This window comes from Methylobacterium sp. 13MFTsu3.1M2 (genome assembly GCF_900112625.1).
Lineage (GTDB): Bacteria > Pseudomonadota > Alphaproteobacteria > Rhizobiales > Beijerinckiaceae > Methylobacterium.
This window is the reverse complement of sequence record NZ_FOMM01000005.1, coordinates 130632-148230: the sequence shown is the minus strand read 5'-3', so window position 1 is coordinate 148230 and position 17599 is coordinate 130632. Positions and strand designations below refer to the sequence as shown.

Annotated in this window: 17 protein-coding genes and 2 tRNA genes; 5 read left to right on the top strand and 14 right to left on the bottom strand. The window is 74.2% G+C overall.

From position 1 onward, the window contains the following. Window positions 1-261 precede the first annotated feature (261 nt). Entirely contained in the window at window positions 262-507 is a 246-nt protein-coding gene (locus tag BM314_RS05340) for a hypothetical protein (protein ID WP_020092217.1), read from the top strand. Between the two features lie 37 nt (window positions 508-544). Here BM314_RS05340 and BM314_RS05335 read toward each other — a convergent pair whose 3' ends face one another. From BM314_RS05335 to BM314_RS05280, 12 genes are all read right to left on the bottom strand, one after another. Continuing rightward, window positions 545-862, bottom strand: a complete 318-nt coding sequence (locus BM314_RS05335; protein WP_026604783.1) for a metal-sensitive transcriptional regulator — start codon at window positions 860-862, stop codon at window positions 545-547. An 88-nt stretch (window positions 863-950) separates the two neighbouring features. Then, complete coding sequence (locus BM314_RS05330; RefSeq protein WP_020092219.1) at window positions 951-1808, bottom strand: manganese catalase family protein; 858 nt, start codon at window positions 1806-1808, stop codon at window positions 951-953. 422 nt (window positions 1809-2230) lie between these two features. Continuing rightward, entirely contained in the window at window positions 2231-2512 is a 282-nt protein-coding gene (locus tag BM314_RS05325) for a hypothetical protein (protein ID WP_020092220.1), read from the bottom strand. A 123-nt stretch (window positions 2513-2635) separates the two neighbouring features. Next, window positions 2636-2710 (bottom strand) — tRNA-Thr (locus BM314_RS05320). A gap of 102 nt (window positions 2711-2812) precedes the next feature. Then, on the bottom strand, window positions 2813-3247 hold the full coding sequence (locus BM314_RS05315) for an NUDIX hydrolase (protein WP_020092221.1): 435 nt from the start codon (window positions 3245-3247) through the stop codon (window positions 2813-2815). Window positions 3248-3473: 226 nt separating this feature from the next. Then, entirely contained in the window at window positions 3474-5138 is a 1665-nt protein-coding gene (locus tag BM314_RS05310; RefSeq protein WP_091977260.1) for a heme biosynthesis protein HemY, read from the bottom strand. Window positions 5139-5263: 125 nt separating this feature from the next. After that, window positions 5264-7204 carry a translation initiation factor 2 gene (locus BM314_RS05305; protein WP_244539847.1) on the bottom strand — a complete coding sequence of 647 codons (1941 nt, stop codon included), beginning with the start codon at window positions 7202-7204 and terminating at the stop codon, window positions 5264-5266. A gap of 351 nt (window positions 7205-7555) precedes the next feature. Next, the gene (locus tag BM314_RS05300; RefSeq protein ID WP_091977256.1) at window positions 7556-8263 is read right to left on the bottom strand and encodes a uroporphyrinogen-III synthase; all 708 of its coding nucleotides are present in this window, start codon (window positions 8261-8263) and stop codon (window positions 7556-7558) included. 3 nt (window positions 8264-8266) lie between these two features. Then, window positions 8267-9142 (bottom strand): aldose 1-epimerase family protein, encoded by an 876-nt coding sequence (locus tag BM314_RS05295; protein WP_091977254.1) that lies wholly within the window; start codon window positions 9140-9142, stop codon window positions 8267-8269. Between the two features lie 76 nt (window positions 9143-9218). Continuing rightward, window positions 9219-10970: an ABC transporter ATP-binding protein gene (locus BM314_RS05290; RefSeq protein ID WP_091977252.1), complete on the bottom strand. Its 1752-nt coding sequence runs from the start codon at window positions 10968-10970 to the stop codon at window positions 9219-9221. Between the two features lie 79 nt (window positions 10971-11049). Next, window positions 11050-11427: a hypothetical protein gene (locus BM314_RS05285; protein WP_244539845.1), complete on the bottom strand. Its 378-nt coding sequence runs from the start codon at window positions 11425-11427 to the stop codon at window positions 11050-11052. Window positions 11428-11448: 21 nt separating this feature from the next. Further along, entirely contained in the window at window positions 11449-12135 is a 687-nt protein-coding gene (locus BM314_RS05280) for a DNA-binding protein (protein ID WP_091977250.1), read from the bottom strand. Window positions 12136-12426: 291 nt separating this feature from the next. Here BM314_RS05280 and BM314_RS05275 point away from each other — a divergent pair, with 291 nt between their 5' ends. Both BM314_RS05275 and BM314_RS05270 read left to right on the top strand, forming a co-directional pair. Then, window positions 12427-13092, top strand: coding sequence for a response regulator transcription factor (locus tag BM314_RS05275; RefSeq protein ID WP_020092230.1), 666 nt, complete (start codon window positions 12427-12429; stop codon window positions 13090-13092). Further along, window positions 13092-14417, top strand: a complete 1326-nt coding sequence (locus BM314_RS05270; protein WP_091977248.1) for a sensor histidine kinase — start codon at window positions 13092-13094, stop codon at window positions 14415-14417. Before BM314_RS05275 ends, BM314_RS05270 begins: the two co-directional genes overlap by 1 nt. A 9-nt stretch (window positions 14418-14426) precedes the next feature. On the opposite strand, the gene BM314_RS05265 is transcribed toward BM314_RS05270, so the two are convergent. Then, a complete protein-coding gene (locus BM314_RS05265; protein ID WP_091977247.1) occupies window positions 14427-15818 on the bottom strand; it encodes an aminotransferase-like domain-containing protein in 1392 nt (463 codons plus the stop codon). A gap of 113 nt (window positions 15819-15931) precedes the next feature. Here BM314_RS05265 and BM314_RS05260 point away from each other — a divergent pair, with 113 nt between their 5' ends. Together BM314_RS05260 and BM314_RS05255 are read left to right on the top strand one after the other, a co-directional pair. Further along, window positions 15932-16255 (top strand): DUF1127 domain-containing protein, encoded by a 324-nt coding sequence (locus BM314_RS05260; protein WP_091977245.1) that lies wholly within the window; start codon window positions 15932-15934, stop codon window positions 16253-16255. A 51-nt stretch (window positions 16256-16306) separates the two neighbouring features. Continuing rightward, window positions 16307-17209, top strand: a complete 903-nt coding sequence (locus tag BM314_RS05255) for an EamA family transporter (RefSeq protein ID WP_091977243.1) — start codon at window positions 16307-16309, stop codon at window positions 17207-17209. 100 nt (window positions 17210-17309) lie between these two features. On the opposite strand, the gene BM314_RS05250 is transcribed toward BM314_RS05255, so the two are convergent. Then, window positions 17310-17386, bottom strand: a tRNA-Asp gene (locus BM314_RS05250). Window positions 17387-17599 lie beyond the last annotated feature (213 nt).

The window sequence follows — 17599 nt, the reverse complement described above, 5'->3', positions numbered from 1 at the left end:
CGCCATTAATCGCTGAATACGCCGCATCCGCCGCAACATAGATCAGCGGATGGGCACATCTTCGGATCAATATATGCTGGCATCCGCGACAATCGCGACAGAGATGTCGACGGAAAGAGGGAGTTCGATGACGTCATACGCACCGGAAAACTGTTCGCCGCACGGCCGTATCTGCGGCAGCGCACGCGAAGATCTCGCTGCTGCGAATGCCCGCCCCGAGCGGGGCGGCCGCAGGACGCTCTCGACCGCGGGATCGTGCCCATGACCCGGCTCTCGGATCTCGAGGACGATCCCGCCTTCCAGGAGGCCGTCCTCGCCGTTCGGGGCGCGGCCAGCACCCTGAGCGGCCGGGCCGTGACCGTCGAGGAGGCCCGGTTCCTCGTCGGCATCGCCCTGACGACCTTCGCGCATGCCGGCGGTCTCGAGGAGCCCAGCCGCAGCCGGCTGGCCCGTTTCTCGGCGCGCATCGGGCCAGGCACCGTCGTCGAGACACTGACCAAGCACTGAGCGTGGGCGCCGGGGGGTGCGGGCCGGCCGCCCGCGCCTATCCGGCCTCCGCCATGGCCGCCCGCAGAACCCGAAGGAGGTCCGCCATCACCGCCTCCCGGTCCGGATCGCGCGCCGCGAGGCGGAGCCCCGCGGCGACGTGCTGGTCGATGATCAGGAGGCCGACCTCGCGCAATGCCGCGGTGGCGGCCCGGATCTGCTGGATCTCGTCGAGGCAGTGCCTGTCGGCCTCGACCATCGCCCGCAATCCTCGAACCTGACCCTCGATCCGCGCCAGTCGCCGGACCAGCGGGGCGCGCTCCGCGTCGGTCCGGGCGAGGCAGACACGACCGTCAACGAGCGTGCCGCGTGTCACCGTCCTGCGAGCCACCTGTTCCCGTCCGCGCGCGGGTCGCGGCGCACCGGAGCGCCGCGACCTCGGGTGAGCCGTCCCGGCCGGCGGATCAGCCGATCTGCTGACTCTCGGCACCGCTGTCGGGCCGCGCCGGGCCGAGCACCGGCTCCTCGCCCATCGGCTGGTTCTGGACAACGCTGAACTCGCCCTTGCCGTCGAGCGACGGGCCCTGGGTCCAGCGCCCGGCCGGCGGCGGCGAACCGTCCGCCGACGTCGAGAAGAAGTTGTAGTTGAACTTCTGGTTCTCCTTCTCCTGCGGGAAGGAGTTCGGGATCGGCAGCGTTCCGGCGTGGCCGCCGAGTTCCTCGATCACCGCCAGCCATTGCTGCTGGTGCATCGTGTCCCGGGCGATGAGGAAGCTCCACATGTCGCGCATGCCCGCATCGTTGGTGGCGTTGTAGAGCCGCACCGCCAGGACGCGCCCGGTGCTCTCGGCGGCGACGTTGCAGTACATGTCGGCCGCGATGTTGCCGCTGGCGTAGATGTGGCTCATGTCGAAGGACTGGCCGTCGGAATTACCCGGGAAGGCGGCCATGCCGGTCGACAGCAGCGTCTTGTGCAGCATGCCCTCGGCGATGTGGCGCGGGTTCTCGCCGCCCATCACGGCACCGACGATCGCGTCGGCCGCCCCGGCCTCCTGGACCTTGGTAGGGGCGTTCTCGAGGTTCAGCGCCACCGCAGTCGCGAGCATCTCGATATGGCCGATCTCCTCGGTGGCCGTATTGAGCAGCATGTCACGGTACTTGGTCGTCGGGGCGCGGTTCCCCCAGGCCTGGAAGAAGTACTGGAAGGCGACCCGGATCTCGCCCTCGATGCCGCCAATCGCCTGCTGGAGCATGCGGGCGTAGATCGGGTCGGGGCTGTCGACCTTGACCGGGTACTGAAGCCGCTTGTCGTGATAGTACATGATGTCTGTCCCTCGCGAGAGGCACGGCGTGCTCAAGCCCACCGCACGATCGGCCGTCGGCCCGGTACTCCGTGGGAGCATCGCGCCTCGCACCCTGTCCAACCCCGCTTCGGGACCACGGTTCGATCTTTCGCGAATTTTATAACGATCAATATTTGACCGAACGCATTTTCCCGCGCCGCGCCAGGGTATTGTCGTGAAAATCCACGATCAGGGCCGCGCCTAACCGGCCAGAATTACACAATGTAAGTTAAGGGCGCTTCACCCATGTTAAGGGGGCGCCGCGAATGACCGGATCAGCGGCCCCTTTCTCTGCCCGCGATGCGCCGCGTGAGGGCACTCGGTGGTCGGACAGGGGACAGCTCTCTCGGGATCGCCGGGCGCGCGCGGCGCGGCCGCGGAACGCGCCGCTCTACGGGCGCCTACAGGAGCCCGGTGCGCCGGGCGAGCATGATCCCGAAGGCGAGGCAGGCGGCGAGGCTGACGGCCAGCATGGCGACGTTGGTCCAGAACCGGACCGGTCGGCTGGACCCGTCGATCCCGCTCGCCCGCAGCCGCACCCACGGCACGTAGAGGTAGAGGGCGATCAGCGTCAGGATCAGGAACGCGAAGGTGGCGACCCGCCCGGTGATCAGGGCCGCGCCGGCCAGGACCGCCCATCCGATGACGAGGCCCAGCATGGTGAACAGGGCTGTCGAGTTCACGTCCGCGCGTCCCCTTCAGCGGATGGTGTCGGCCGGGCAGCCGACGCGATCCTCAGTCTGCGACGAGTTCCGCTAGGGAACCGTTAGCATCGTCCGGACTGATTGCGAGATCGGGAAGGTTTCTGGTGCTGCGAGAGAGGATTGAACTCTCGACCTCTTCATTACCAATGAAGTGCTCTACCACTGAGCTACCGCAGCAGGTGACCGGGGCGCTCCCGCGGGGGCGTCTCCGTCCGGCCGAGTGGGGCCATAACGGATCGCCGCCGGGTTGGCAACGCCGTGTTGCGCTTCCGCGCCGTTTTAGGTGCGCGATGCGGCCCGGATCAGGGCGGCGAGCCCGGGCTCGGACACGGCCTCGGCGGCGTCCGAAGGGGTGAACCATCGGAGTTCCCGCTGGCGCGCCTCCGGGAAATGCTTGAGCTGCTTGCGCACCTCCAGCGGAAACACCTTCACCTGGCACAGGACGGTGTCGAGGTTCCTCAGACGCTTCTGGTAGAGGTAAAGCCCGATCGGCCGCTTGCCGACCGCACCGCGCAGGCCGGCCTCCTCGTAGGCCTCCCGCGCGGCCGCCTCGAACGGCTTGCGACCCTTCATCGGCCATCCCTTGGGGATGACCCAGCGGCGGCTCTCCCGGGAGGTCACCAGCAGGATCTTGGTCTTGCCGTCCCGCCCGTGCCGGAACGGCAGGGCCCCGACCTGCCGGCGCGGCTCGCCGTCCTCCTCGAGGACGGTCACGGGCGCACCCGGCGACGCGGGACGCCCCTCCGATCCGACCGGATCGACGGCGCGCGCGGGCTGTGAGCGGGCTGGGGGATGATCGGATCCTCGGTCGGCAGCTCACGACAAGCTACACGGCGCGCCGGCTCGTTCAACTTGCAATAGTCGAACGCCGCGGCGTGTCCGTGACCCCGCGGCGCTCCTGTCATCTCGCGCTCGGACGGCCGGCGCGCCGTGAAACCGGTCACCCGATCCGACGAACCGGCCGCCCACCCGAGCCGGAAGGCGGCAGCGCCGCGGACGCCATCCCGGCCGAGACCGGGTCGGCACCGGCCGCCTTCGAGGCGCTCGCCTTCGCCGGAAGGACGGTCGGGATCGGGCCGGTGGAGGTCGACGCCGCGGACGCGACCGAGGCCGAGGACGCGGCCTGGGCCGACGCGGAGGTCGACGCGGGTGTCGGCGACGGGACCGGAGCAGTCGCGGCGGCGGGGGACACGGTCGGAGGCGACACGGGGACCGATGAAGCGAGCGGTCTGGCGCCCGGCGCCGCGGCGTTCGGGGCCGCCGGCACGAGGGCCGGGCCGGCGGCGTCCGCCTCCGGCTCCACCGCGGCCGCGGCACCGAGCGTGTTCGGGGGCTCGCGCCACGCGAAGGCGTCGAGGCGCCCGGTCACCGGCGAGACCGGCGCCCAGGTATCGGTGGCGATGCCGTCGGCGATCCACACGCGGTCGCGCGGGGCGCGGGCGGCCCGCGCCAGCCACTCGCGGGCCTGACCGGAAGCGGCCCCGTGCTCGGCCTCCTCGATGGCCGCCATCATCAGGCAGGCCCGGGCGGTCGGACGGTCGGAGAGCAGGGGCTTCACGGCCTCGCGGGCCCGCTTGTAGTCCCGCGCGTCGAGGGCGGCCTGGCCCAGGGCGAGGCGGGATTCGGGGTCCCAGACCGACAGCTTGGCCAGGACTTCGGCGCGGGCGAGGCGGTCGCGAACCGAATCGCCGGGACGCAGGCCCAGATAGACCTTCGCGAGGTCGGGATGGGGATTTGCCTTCCAGGCCGCCTCGACGATCCGGGCGGCCTTCTTGACGTCGCCGCGACGGGCCAGGAGGCGGCCGGCGATGCAGGCCGCCGGCACGAGGTCGGGGGCGAGCTTGACCGCCTGCAGGGCCCGCTCCGTGGCGATCTCCGGCTCGCCGGCCTCGCGCTCGCCGGCGATGGCGGTGAGGAGCACAGCCCGCTGGCGCCGGGCCGCGGCCTTGTCGATCAGTCCGAGGGACGAGCGGCGCTCGATCGTCTCCAGGGCGGCCGCCCAGTCGCCGTCGGCGCTCTGCGCCTCCAGAAGGGCCTCGTTGGCCCAGGTCACGCTCGGGGCGAGGCGGGCGGCCTCGGTGGCGTAGGCGCGGGCGGCCGTCTCGTCCTCGCGGCGCCGGGCCTCGACGAACAGGCCGCGCAGGCCCAGGACCCGGGTCTCGGGATCGTCGACCATGCGCTGGAAGGCGCTCTCGGCCGCGTCCCGGTCGCCGGAGATCTGCGCCGCCTGCGCCTTCAGCAGCAGGGTCAGCGGCTCGGTGCCGAGGAGCCGCTCGGCGTCGCCCGCGAAGCGGCGGGCCGCCAGGGGATCGCCCGAGCCCACCGCCACCATGCCGCGGGAGAGGGCCGAGAGGCCCTTGGCCCGGCGCCGCTCGGCCGATCCGCGGACCAGGGCCTCGGGCAGGCCGATGACACCGCGCACGATCGCCCAGAGGACGCCCAGGACGATCGCCGCCGCGATCACGCCGACGAGGGCGACCGCGAGGCTGGTGCCGATCTGGTAGCCGTTCCAGACGACGGTGACGGTGCCGGGCCTGTCGGCGATCCAGACCGCCCCGAAGGCGGCGAGTGCGAGCAGGGCCAGGAAGGCGAGGGCGCGCCACATGGGGTCAGTATCTCCTGTCGGCGGCCGGCTGGCGGCCGTCGCGGGGTGCGGGAGGAGCGGGGCGCCTGCGCGCCCGCTCGGAGATGGTGCGGCCGCGCAGCGCGCGGATCGGGGCCCTCACCGGCCTAGCGCCCGGGGGCGGCCTGGGCCGGCTGGGCGGCGCCGACCGGCAGGGCCTTGAAGGCGCCGTCGAGCAGCGCGCGCACGGCCTGCTCGGCCTCGGCCCGGGCCTTGAGCTTGGCGCCGAAATCTCCGGCCTGCTCCCGGGCCTCGGCCGGGAGCGCCGCGAAGGCCGCCGAGGCCGCCGGCAGGTCGCCGCGGTCGAGGGCCGCCTGGACCTTGCTCTCCGGATCGTCCGCGGCCTCGGGAGCGGGTGCGTCGGCCTTGCGGATCTGCACGAGACCGTCGGCCATGCTGAGGAGCTTGGTGCGGAAATCGCCGGTCTCGGCCGCGCTCTTGGCCCGCTGCGCCTGCCGCTTGGCCGCGATCCGCTCGGCGATCGGCCGGAACGTGTCGGCAAGATCCCCGGCCGAGGGAGCACCGCCGTCGGCGAAGGGCGCCAAGGCCTTGGCCTGCGCGTCGGTCCCCGGATCGAGCTTGCGCAGGGTCGCGAGCGGCTCGGCGTAGCTCGTCCCGGATTCCAGGGCGGCCGCCACGCGGTCGGCGACGACGACCCGGAGCGCCGCCTGGACGGTGCTGGCCTCGGCGCGCTGCGCGACGCTCTTGTCCAGGGCGGCGATCTGGTCGGCCTGCTCCTGCAGCCGCCGGTCGACCGCCTTCGCGGCCTCCGCGGCCTGGGCCTGTCCGGCCTCGGCGGCGGTGCGGCTCGCCTGGGTCGCCGCCTGGACCGCCTCGGTCGCGGCCTTCACCCGCGCATCGACGGCCTGCTGCAGCGCGTCGAGGCGCTGCCCCAGGGCCGCGTCGGCCTCGGCGTTCGCCTTGGTCTTCTGCTCCACCTCGCTCTGCAGCGCCGCGACCTTGCGAGCGGCCTCCTCGGCCGCGCCCTTGTTGGCGCCGCCATCCTCCACCGCCTTCAGGCGGGTCTCGAGGTCGGCGATCTGCTTCGCGTTGTCCTGGACCACGCCGAGCTTCGAATCGGCCGGCTGGTCGCGACCGGGCTCCTGACCCGGCTCCTCCTGCAGGGCCGCGACGCGCTGGTCGAGGCTATCGAGGCGGGCGACGAGATCCGGCGGCACCGCGGGGGCCTGACCGGAGGCCTGACCGGCCGCTTGCCCGTCGGCGGTGGACGCGGGCGCCGCACCGGACTTGTCCAGGGCCTGCTTGGCGCTCGCCTCGGCGGCGGCGACGCGCTTGTCGAGCGCCGTCACGGCGTCGCGCGGGGCCTGCCCGTCGAGACGCTTGTCGAGGGACGCGAGCTGGCTGGAGAGCCTCTGGTCCAGGGCGCTCAGGCGTGGGTCGGGACCGATCCCGGCCTTCTCAGCGCCGAACAGCAGGCCGGCGCCGATCACGCCGCCGAGCAGCCCCGCGGCCGCGAGCGAGCCGAACCCGGCCCGGGCCCGGCCGGCGGGCGCGGCGGCGCTCCTGCTGGGATCGACGGCGGCCACCGCGGGGATCGGGCCTTTCGGCGGCTCCTTGCCGTCCCTGGAGGCGTCCTTGGGGGTATCCTTGAAGGTATTCTGGGCGGTGTCCCTGGAAGCGTCCTTGCCCGGCTCCTTGCCGGCGGTCGCCGGATCCGGGATCCGCTTGGCCTTCAGGTCGATGATCGGGCCGGCCGTCACCGCGCTGGCCGCCGCCGGGCCCGCGGCGCCGGGTGCGGGTCCGCCCGGACGGGGACCGCCCTGCGGGCCGGTTCCGGGCTGCGCGGCCTTCGGATCGATCTTCGCGCCGGACGTCCCGGACGCGGCGGTGGAGGCCGTCGACGACGACGAGGGGGACGCTCCGGTCCTGCCGTCGGAGGCCGACGACGCGGCGCCCGCCGTCACGGGATCGGGCTTCGCACCGGCCGACTGGGCGGCCGGGCCGGTCGACGGCTTCAGGCTGTCGGCCCCGGAGGCCAGCTTGCCGGCGTCGGCCTTCGGATCGGTCGTGCCGGGCTTGGCGGTCACGACCGGGTCGGTCGCCGGCCTGGGCGGCGTTCCGGACGCGGATCCCTGCGGCCCCCGCACGCCGCCGGCGGCGGTGGAAGAGGTGGAAGCGGACGTCGAGGCCGACGTGGAGGCTGTGGACGCCGACGTCGCGGCCGGTCGGGACGCGCCACCGGGCGGGCTGGACTGCCCGGGCTTGCCGGGCGCGGCGTCCGGCTTCCGGCCGCCGGGGCCGGGCTTGTCGGCGTCGCTGGGTGGTGGCGTCACGGGCAAGTCCTCCAACTCTTCGGCGTCGCCGCGCCCCCCTAGCACCGCGGCGGCGCCGGGCGCGAGGGCGAGATACGGCGGCCCGGCCTCCCTGTCACCGCGCGGTTAGCCCGGTCGCCCTGTCAGGGCGCCGAGCAGGTCCGCTTCGCGCGGGCGTGCCGCGACGAAATGGACCGGAACACCGGCCGCTTCCAGGGGTGCCGCAACATCCGGCGATAGGCAGTAATGCCTCAGCCGGCGGAAAGCTCCGCCGTGCTCCGATCCATCCGCGAGGGCAAGGGCGACGGCGGCGCTGCGCCGGGAATAGTGAAGGGCCGCCTCGAGGCGGTTCCCGGCGAGTTCGCGGCCGACCGCCGGCGGCAGGCGGTCCAGCGGTTCGGCCCGGTACGCCACGAAGGCCGTGACCCGGAATCCGGCGGCCGTGAGCGTCGCCGCCGGTTCCGGCTTGCGCTCGGCTCCCGTCGCGTGGAGGAGCGGCTGGCTGGGCGGCAGCGTCGCCGCCACCAAGCCGGCGAGGCCCGCGGCGTCGCCGGGGCCCTCCCGGACGGGGCCGAGACCGGCCGCGCGGGCCAGGGCGGCCGTCCGAGCGCCGACGGCGAAGACCGGGAGGCCGCGCAGGGCCGGCGCGTCGCGGATCGCCGGAACCGCGTTGGCGCTGGTCAGCAGCAGCGCGGCGAAGGGTCCCATGGGCGGGGCCGCCGCGGTCGGCCGCACGGCCAGGACGGGCGCCACGAGCGGCGCGTGGCCGAGTTCGGCCAGGGCCGTCCCGGTCCGCGTCGCTCCCGGCTCGGGCCGCGCCACCCAGATCCGCAAGGGCTAGGTCTCCAGCGTCAGGCGGACGCCGTGGCGCGCCGCGGCGCCCGGGGCGAGCAGGCGCTGCGAATCGCGCGCGGCGAGGTCGCCCGCGAAGTCCGACCAGTCGGCGTAGCCGGTCCAGCACTCAAGCGACAGGAAGGGTGCGGTCGGCTTGGTCCAGACCGCCAGGTGGGGGAAATCCGCCATCTCCATGCGGATCGATCGTCCGGGGCCGGTGAAGCGCATCCAGCGGCTGCGGGCGTTCCGGAACACGAAGGCCTCGGTGAAGAGCGCCGGATCGAGGGGCAGCGTGTCTCCGGCGAGGGGGATCGGCTGCTCGTCGCGCAGCAGCAGGCCGCCCGGGCCGACCTGCGGGGCGAAGGGCCACTCCGCCTCCTCGAAGGCGACCGCGTAGCCGCCGTCGCGGGCGCGGGTGCCGCCCGCGAAGGGCCACGGGAAGGCCGGGTGGAAGCCGAGGGCGTAGGGCAGGGGGACGGCGCCGGGATTGGCGACGGTCACGTCGAGGTCGAGCCCCGCCGGGCGGACCCGCGCGGCGATGTCGAGCCGGAACGCGAACGGGTAGTGCGCCCGCGTCTCGGGCCCGTCGGTCAGGCGCAGGGTCACCGCGTCGGCGCTCCGGTCGACCACCGCGAAGGGCAGGTCCCGGGCGAAGCCGTGCTGGGCCATCGGGTAGCGCTCGGACCCGACCGTCACGTGCCCGCCCGCCGAGGCGCCGACCACCGGGAAGAGCCAGGGCGCGTGGCGGTTCCAGTGCTCGGGATCGCCGCTCCAGAGATACTCGGTCCCGCCGACCCGCCACGAGATCGGCTCGGCCCCGTCGGTCGCGAGCGTCGCGGTGGTGCCGTCCGATGCGGTCAGCTCGATGCGCGTGGTCACGGTGCTCTCCCGGTCTGCCTCGGTGAGCCGAGGTAACGGAGGCGGGGCCGGACGCAAGGCCCCGGCGCGCGGTTGCTCAGGCCGCCGTTCCGAGCCCCGGCAGGACCGTCTCGGGCGGCCCGGAAGCGACGATCCGGCCGGCTTCCAGGACGTGGACCGCGTCGGCGCCCTCCAGGGTCGAGAGGCGGTGGGCGATCAGGATCAGCGTCCGCCGGCCCGAGAGGGCGCGCAGCGCCCGCATCACGGCCGCCTGCGTCTCGTCGTCGAGGGCCGAGGTCGCTTCGTCGAAGACGATGACGTCCGGGTCATGGTAGAGGGCCCGGGCGATGCCGACGCGCTGGCGCTGGCCTCCGGACAGCCGCGCCCCGCGCTCGCCGACCCGCTCCGCGTAGCCGTGGGGCAGGGCCGCGACGAAGTCGTGGGCGCCGGCGAGCCGCGCCGCCCGCTCGACGGCGGCGAGGTCCGGCGCGTCGAGGCCGAGCGCGATGTTCTCCGCCAACGTGCCGTCCACCAGGAACACCTCCTGCGGGACGTAGCCGATCCGGTTCTGCCAGGCGGGCAGGGTGTCGGCATCGAGGGCCCGGCCGTCCACGGTGATCCGCCCGGCGGTCGGGCTCAGGACGCCGAGGATCAGGCCCGCGAGCGTCGACTTGCCCGAGCCGGTCCGCCCGGCGAGGCCGACCGTAGCGTTGACCGGGATCGTCAGGTCGATCCCCGCGAGGGCCGGACGGCCGGTGCCGTAGTCGAAGCCGAGGCCCTCGAGCCGGATCGCCCGCGCGAAGGGCAGCCGCTCCGCGGTGCGGGGCCGGGGCTCGCGCTCGTCGGCGAGCTCGTCGACGATCACCCGCACCGCCGGCAGGGTGAAGCGCATCAGCGCCACCGAGGTGAAGATGTTCTGGAAGGCCGGCAGCATGCGGTAGCCCGCGAAGGCGAACAGGCCGAGCAGCGGCAGGATGCCGGCGACGTCGAGCCCCTGGGCGAGCGCGAACAGCACCACCACGATCACCCCGCCGAAGGCCAGGGCCTCGATGACGAAGCGCGGCATCTGGCCGGTGAGCTGGCTCGCCGCGGTGGCGAGGGCGTAGGCCCGGGCCGGGGCGTCGAACCGCGACGCGAACGCCTCCGCGCGCCCGTAGAGCTTCAGCTCGGTGAGCGCCCCGAAGGTCTCCTGCACGATCCGGAAGCGGGCCTCGTTGTCGGCGACGGTGCGGCCGCCCAGCCGCGCCAGCCGGGCGCGCATCACGAGGTAGATCCCGACATAGAGGCCGCCGAAGCCGCCCCCCAGGATCAGCGCGAGCTGCGGCGCGTAGGCCAGCAGGAAGACGATCACCGCGAGCGCCGAGCTCGCCCGCGAGGCGAGCACCGTGGCGGGGGTCAGCGCGCCGATCACCAGCCGGTCGGTCTCGGACAGCACGTTCTTGGCGAGCTCGGCGCTGTTGGCCTTCGCGAAGAACAGCCGCTCCCGGTCGAGGTAGCGGAACAGCAGCCGCCGGCTGAGGCTGTAGCCGGCCAGGTGCGTGAACCGGAGCTGCGCGTAGGTCAGCCCGGCATTCACCAGCGCGGTGACGAGGATCGCCGCGAGCGCGGCCCCGCCGGTCACCAGCAGGAAGCCGCGCTCGTCGGTCAGTCCGAGGGCGCTCCGGGCCTGGGCCAGGTAGGGGATCCGGGTCGCCGCCGACGGGTCCCCGACCAGCGTCAGGAACGGGATCACCGAGGCGACGCCCACCACCTCGAGCAGCGCCGCCGCCGCGAGGCCGAGGGCGATCAGGGCGAGCCGGCGCCGGTCGGCCGACCGCATGGCGCGGACGAGGTCGATCAGCGCGCGCATGGCATCGCGGGGTCTGGCGGGACGGCTCGCATGGTCGGGCCGGGCTTAAGCGCGCCGTCCCGGCCTGTCCACGCCGGGCTCAGTCGAGCTTCTTCAGGGAGCCCAGGTCGACCTCGCCGTCCTGGCCGGTGAAGGTCAGGGTCTTGGCCGCCCCGTCCGCCTGCGCGAAGCCGCCGATCCGGTGGTCGCCGCTGTCGTAGGTCGAGACCTGCCCGTCGCGGTCGACGAGGAGGCGGCGCTTGTCCGGGAAGAACGCGTACCTCATCCCGTTCTGCGCGCCGCTGGTCGCGGGCTCGCCGAGATCCTTCGGCCACCAGGGCTCCGCGCCCTTCATCGGTTTCATGGGCTCCATGGGCTCCATGGGCTTCATGGGTTCCATCGGCTTCATCGGCTCCACGGCGCGCACCTCCTGTCCGGCGAGAGACAGGAGGACGCGGCAGGCGCGGAAGGGTTGCACGCGGACCCGCCCGGGCCCGGCTCAGAGCGGCGGCAGCCCCGGCTCCGGGCGCTCCCGCACCTGGCCGTCGAAGCCGACATGGAGCTGGTGCTCGCGGCCGTCCCGGTCCTTCGCGGCCACCTCGACGTGGCGCGGCCCTTGACCCGTGACCCGCACGTCGCCGTAGCCCGCCGCCTGGAGCGAGGCGGTCAGGGCGGCCATGTCGGGCTTCGGCCCGAGACCGAGCCGGTCCTTGGCCCAGTCCAGGCTGCCGGTCGGAGGGCCGCCGGCCGGCCCGAGCAGCAGCGTGCGCCCGTCCCCGTGGGTCAGGACCCGGGCGCGCAGGAAGCCGGTCTCGAAGCGACCCTGCACCGTCACGGTCTCGCCCTTGGCGACGAGGCCGCCGCCCTCGCCCTCGCGGCCCGTCTCCACGAGGGCCCGCCCGGTCCCGTCCTGCACCACGAACTTGTTGCCGAAGATCTCCGCGACCTCACCCTTGATAGCGGTCGCGCCGGAGGGGGCCAGGGCCTGGATCGCCACCGGCGCGACCGGCGTCGGCTGGAACGGCGTTCCCTGCGCCAGGGACAGGCCGACGGCGCCCAGGGCCAGTGGCAGCGCCACCGCGCCCACCACCCAGGTCCGCCGCGGCACCGCCCGCGACGCCGGCTTGGCGGCCTCGGTCTCGCGGACTTCCCGCGCGGTCCCGTCGATGGTCTTGTCGTCGCTCATGATCTCATCCTCTGAAGGGTCCGGATCGGCTCGATCCGATGCCCCTTCCTAGGGAGGCGCCGGCAATCCGGTCTGAACCGCGCGGTTCAGGCCCGGTTAAACGCGCCGCCCTAGAGCGCTCCGTGTGGAACCCGTGCGGGTTCAGAGGCTTGGCAGCGGGCGTTGATGTGGGCCGACAGGTCGGCGCCCGGGCGGCCGTCCCGGGAGCCGACGTGAGACCACGGCCCTAAGTGCCGGCGGCGGCGGGCGAAACCGGCCGGCCGCCGCGGTTCAGACGGGGAGGTGAGACCGGTGAAGATCCTGCTGGTGGAGGACGACGCCGCCCTCGCGGCGGAGGTCGCCAAGGTCCTGCGCGCCGAGAACTTCGTGCTCGACCACGCCGCCACCGGCGAGGACGCCCAGCATCTCGGCGAGACCGAGGGCTACGACGCCGTCGTGCTCGATCTCGGCCTGCCGAAGGGCGACGGCGTCTCGGTGCTGCGGGCCTGGCGCGGGGCCGGCCGGACCCTGCCGGTGCTGGTGCTCACCGCCCGGGACGGCTGGAGCGACAAGGTCGCGGCCTTCAAGGCGGGGGCGGACGACTATCTCGTGAAGCCGGTGCGCGTGGAGGAGCTGGTGATCCGCCTCCGCGCCCTCGTGCGCCGGTCCCAGGGCGGGGGCGCGAGCCGGATCACCTGCGGTCCCCTCAGCTTCGATCCGGGTCTCGGCGCCTTCGAGCACGAGGGCCTGCCGCTCAAGCTCACCGGCCTGGAATGGCGGGTCCTGTCCTGCCTGATGCTGAACCGCGAGACCGTGGTGCCGCGCCCGCACCTGATCGAGCGGGTCTACGAGGGCGACGCCGACGTCGATTCGAACTCCGTCGAGGTGATCATCACGCGCCTGCGCCGGAAGATCGCGCCTGCGCGGATCGAGAGCGTGCGCGGCCACGGCTACCGCCTGCACGCGGAGCCCGCCTGATGGCGGCGACGGCGCGGCGCCGCTCGCTCCGCACACGGCTGCTCGCGTCGGCCCTGGTGCTGGTGCTGGCGGCCCTGGTGGTGGCGGGCCTCGCCATCGGGGTGATCCTGCACCGCTTCGTGCGCGGGCAGCTCGACGGCCGGCTCGACGCGCAGATCGTCGCCCTGCGGGCCGGGCTCGAGGCCGGGATCCTCCCGCAGGGGCTCGACGCGCCGCCCTTCGACCGGCCCGGCCCCGGCTGGGCCTGGGAGGTGCGCCGTGGCGCCGAGACGATCCGATCCGGCTCCCTGCGGGGCGGGGACATCCGCCTGTCCGATCCCGGACCGGACGACGATCCGGGCCGGCCGCACCCGGCCTCGGGCACGGGGCCGCGCGGCGAGCCCCTCGTCGCCCGCGTGCTGGCCGTGCCCGGGCCCGAGCCGGCGACGATCGTGGTGGCGGCGCCGGAGGGGGAGCTGCGCGGGCCGCTGCGCGAGGCGCTCACGAGCCTCGCCCTGGCGCTCGGCATCCTCGGCCTGTGCCTGCTCGCGGGCCTGGCCTTCCAGGTGCGCCTGGGCCTCGCGCCGCTGACGCGCCTGCGCGCGGACCTCGCGTCGGTCCGGGCAGGGCGGCACGAGCGCGTGCCGGCGGACCAGCCGGCCGAGATCGCGCCGATGGTGGCGGAGCTCAACGCGCTCCTCGACCAGAACGCGCAGAACCTGGAACGCGCCCGCGGCCACGTCGCCAACCTCGCCCACGCCCTCAAGACGCCGCTCGCCACCCTGTCGATGGCCCTCGCCGAGCCGGCCCGCGACCCGGACGGCGCCCTGCGCCGGCAGGTGGACGACATGGACCGGCGGGTGCGCCACCACCTCCGGCGCGCCCGGGCCGCGGCCCTGGCGGGCTCGGCCCGGGGCCGCACGGCCCTGGCGCCCCGCCTGTCGGACCTGCGCGCGGCGCTGACCCGGATCCACGCCGAGAAGGGCGCGGCGATCGACCTCGGCGTCCCGGAGGCCCTGTCGGTCTCCTGCGAGGGCCAGGATCTCGACGAGATGCTCGGCAACCTCGTGGACAATGCCTGCCGCTGGTGCCGCGGCCGCGTGCGGGTCTCGGCGGCGGCGCGCGACGGCGCGGTGGCCGTAGTCGTGGAGGATGACGGACCCGGCCTCGACCCGGCGGCGGCATCCGCCGTCATGGCCCGGGGCCGGCGCCTCGACGAGGGCGTGCCGGGCCACGGCTTCGGGCTGCCGATCACCCTGGAGCTCGCCGAGCTGTACGGCGGCGGCCTGAGCCTCGGGCGGTCGGATCTCGGCGGCCTGCGGGCGGAGCTGCGGCTGCCGGCCTGACCGGGCCCCTCAGCCCAGCGCCTCCCGGAGGATCGGCCGGATCCGCGGGTCGGCGCAGTGGGCCACATTGAAGCGCATGTAGCCGTTCCACGCATCCGACAGGCTGAACGAGGTCCCGGGCGCCAGCACCATGCCGCGGGCCAGCGCCCGGCGGGCGACGTCGGCCCCGTCGCGCCCGTCGGGCAGCCGCATCCACAGGAAGAAGCCGCCCCGGGGCTGCGCCCAGGTCTCGAGGCCGCAGGCGCGCAGCTCCGCGGAGGCCTGCACCATCGCGCCGGCGAGCCGGCGGCGGGTCTCGGCGAGGTGCCGCCGGTAGGCGCCCTCGGTGATCAGCGCGTGCACCAGCGCGGCCGTGATGTGGCCGTTGCCGAGGCTGAGGGCGAGCTTGAGATCGACCAGCGGCTCGACCCAGTCGGCCCGGAGCGCGATCCAGCCGCAGCGCGCGGCCGCCGACAGGGTCTTGGAGAAGCTGCCGATCTGGATCACCCGCTCCAGCCCGTCGAAGCCGGCGAGCCGCGGGGCGGCCTCGGGCTCGAGGTCGCCGAAGATCTCGTCCTCGACGATGAGCGTGTCGTGCGCCTCGCACAGCTTGAGGAGCCGGTGCGCCACGGTCGGCGCGAGGCTCGCCCCGGTCGGGTTCTGGAGGGCGGCGTTGGTCAGGTAGAAGCGCGGCCGGTGCTGCTCCAGCAGGGTCGCGAGCGCCTGCAGGTCCGGCCCCTCCGGCGTGATCGGCACGCCGACCACCGCCACGCGCTGCGCGCGCAGCAGCGCCAGGAAGTTGAAGTAGCAGGGATCGTCGACCAGCACGGTGTCGCCGGGCTGGAGCAGGAACCGGCAGACGAGGTCCAGCGCCTGCGTGGCCGATTCGACCAGCACGATCTGGTCGGGCTCGGCGCCGACGCCCTTCTCGCCGACCTTGCGGGCGATCTGGTGGCGCAGGGGCTCGTAGCCCAGGGGCCGGTCATAGTTGGTCATCTCGGCGAGGTCGGCCCGGGCCACCCGGCGCAGGCCCCGGCGGATCGCCTCGTGGGGCATCCAGGAATCGGGCAGCCAGCCGGCCCCGGGCTTCAGCTGGTCGGAGCCGGCCTGCTGCGCCTGCCGGGTGATCCAGAGCGGGTCGACGATCCGGTCGAGCCGCGGCCCCATCGCCTGGAGCGAGAGCGGCCGGGTCTTGCCGGCGACGTAGAAGCCCGAGCCCGGCCGCGGCACCACGGCGCCCTCGGCGGCGAGGCGCTCGTAGGCCTCCACGACGGTGGATTTCGAGACGCCCATCGTCTCCGCGAAGGCCCGGACCGAGGGGATTCGCACGCCCGGGACCAGCCGCCGCGCCGCGATCCGCTCGCGAATCTCGCCGACCACGGCCTCGACGCGCGTCCCGGGGCTTCTGACTGCGACCGCCATCCGTACTGCTCTTTCGTCCGGACAATTCTTCTGAACCGTACCGAAGTGTTCCTGTCGCCGCCAGCCCCCGCGCGCCAGGATCGCGACGCCCCGGAACATGGAGGAGGGGATCCATGACTCAGTGCCTGACAGAGACCGCCGCCCTGGAAACCCGGATCGGATCCCGGATCAGATCGCGCGGCGGATGGCTCGCCCGGATGGCCGGGCCCGTGCTGACGGTCGCCGCCGAGGTGCGCGCGGGCCTGTCGCGGGCGGCGATGAACCGTCGCGTGCTCCAGCGCCTGTCGACCCTGTCGGACCGGGAACTGAAGGATATCGGCCTGACGCGGCAGGACGTGGCCGATGCCTGCGTGCCCGGCACTTGCGACGCGATCCACCTGCTGGTCGGCCGGCGCGACGAGCGACGCCACGCTCGGGCGGCCGTGCGGCCCTGGTGATGCGGTGGTGATGCGGTGGTGACGCGGCGGCGTGCGGCGTAGGGTGCGCGCATGACGCTGCGCGACGGGCTCGCCGCAATCCTGGTGGTCACGATCCTCGGGCTGGCCTTCGTGGCCATCAAGGTCGGCCTGGAGACGGTGCCGCCGCTGATGCTGTGCGCCCTGCGCTTCGGCTTCGCGGCGCTGCCGGCGGCGCTGGTGATCCGGCCGCCCCGGGCCCCCGTCGCCCTGGTGGCGGGGTTCGGCCTCGCCCTCGGGGTCGGCCAGTTCGGGCTGCTCATGACGGCGATCCGCCTCGGCATGCCGGCCGGGCTGTCGTCGCTCCTGATCCAGGTCCAGGTCCCGTTCACCGTGGCGCTCGCCTGGGGGCTGCAGGGGGAGCGCCCGCGCCGACGACAGATCCTGGGCGGCAGCATCGCGCTCCTCGGCGTCGCCGCGGTGGCGCTCGGGCGGGGCGGAGGCGCCCCGCTCGGCCCGCTGATCCTCGTCGTCGGCGCGGCCCTGTCCTGGGCCAGCGCGAACGTCGTCGCGAAGCGGATCGGCCGGGTCGACCGCCTGGCGCTGATGGTCTGGAGCAGCCTCGCCACCACGCCGCCCCTGCTCATCCTGTCGCTGATCGTCGAGGGGCCCGGGGCGCTCACGGCGCTGGCGCATCCGAGCTGGGAGGCGATCGGATCGGTCGCGTTCCAGGCCTACCCGACGACGCTCCTCGCCTTCGGCCTCTGGAACGGGCTCCTGACCCGCTACCCGGCGGCTGCCGTGACGCCCTTCGCCCTGCTGGTGCCGGTGGCCGGCATCCTGAGCACGCATCTCGTCCTGGGCGAACCGCTGAGCGCCGACATCCTGGCCGGGGGAGGCCTGATCCTGACGGGTATCGCCCTCAGCCTGCGCGGGACGCGGCCGGGCGCGGCCGCTCCGCCGAGTCCTGCCCCCGAATCGTCGAAGGTGGCCTGACCGCACGGCCGAGCCATCACCCGTCCCGCTCGGGCACACGCGACTGCGCGTCGGCACGGTGCACCGCGAGACGAATTCTGATGATGATATCGGGGGGACGTGGCGCGGGCGACGGGGCTCGAACCCGCGACCTCCGGCGTGACAGGCCGGCACTCTAACCAACTGAGCTACGCCCGCACGGCGTGGTCGCTTCGAAGGGGCGTTTCGCCCGGCGACGGGGCGGGGTTTATGGGGCGCCCGGTGCCCTGTCAAGCGCGTCCCGCACGGATTCGCATCCGTCTCCATCCGCGACCGCCGCCGCAGGCATACCAGCCCCCCGACTCGGGCCTGCGCGCTTCCGTCGTGTTGCGCCGGCGCCGCGCAAGCCCATCTCGGACATGACCGACAGGA

Coding starts and splice junctions, on each gene's coding strand:
- BM314_RS05340 (WP_020092217.1), top strand. CDS start 262: ATGACCCGGCTCTCGGATCTCGAGGACGATCCCGCCTTCCAGGAGGCC.
- BM314_RS05330 (WP_020092219.1), bottom strand. CDS start 1,808: ATGTACTATCACGACAAGCGGCTTCAGTACCCGGTCAAGGTCGACAGC.
- BM314_RS05310 (WP_091977260.1), bottom strand. CDS start 5,138: ATGTGGCGCGCCCTCGCCTTCCTGGCCCTGCTCGCACTCGCCGCCTTC.
- BM314_RS05290 (WP_091977252.1), bottom strand. CDS start 10,970: ATGCGCGCGCTGATCGACCTCGTCCGCGCCATGCGGTCGGCCGACCGG.
- BM314_RS05280 (WP_091977250.1), bottom strand. CDS start 12,135: ATGAGCGACGACAAGACCATCGACGGGACCGCGCGGGAAGTCCGCGAG.
- BM314_RS05270 (WP_091977248.1), top strand. CDS start 13,092: ATGGCGGCGACGGCGCGGCGCCGCTCGCTCCGCACACGGCTGCTCGCG.
- BM314_RS05265 (WP_091977247.1), bottom strand. CDS start 15,818: ATGGCGGTCGCAGTCAGAAGCCCCGGGACGCGCGTCGAGGCCGTGGTC.
- BM314_RS05260 (WP_091977245.1), top strand. CDS start 15,932: ATGACTCAGTGCCTGACAGAGACCGCCGCCCTGGAAACCCGGATCGGA.
- BM314_RS05255 (WP_091977243.1), top strand. CDS start 16,307: ATGACGCTGCGCGACGGGCTCGCCGCAATCCTGGTGGTCACGATCCTC.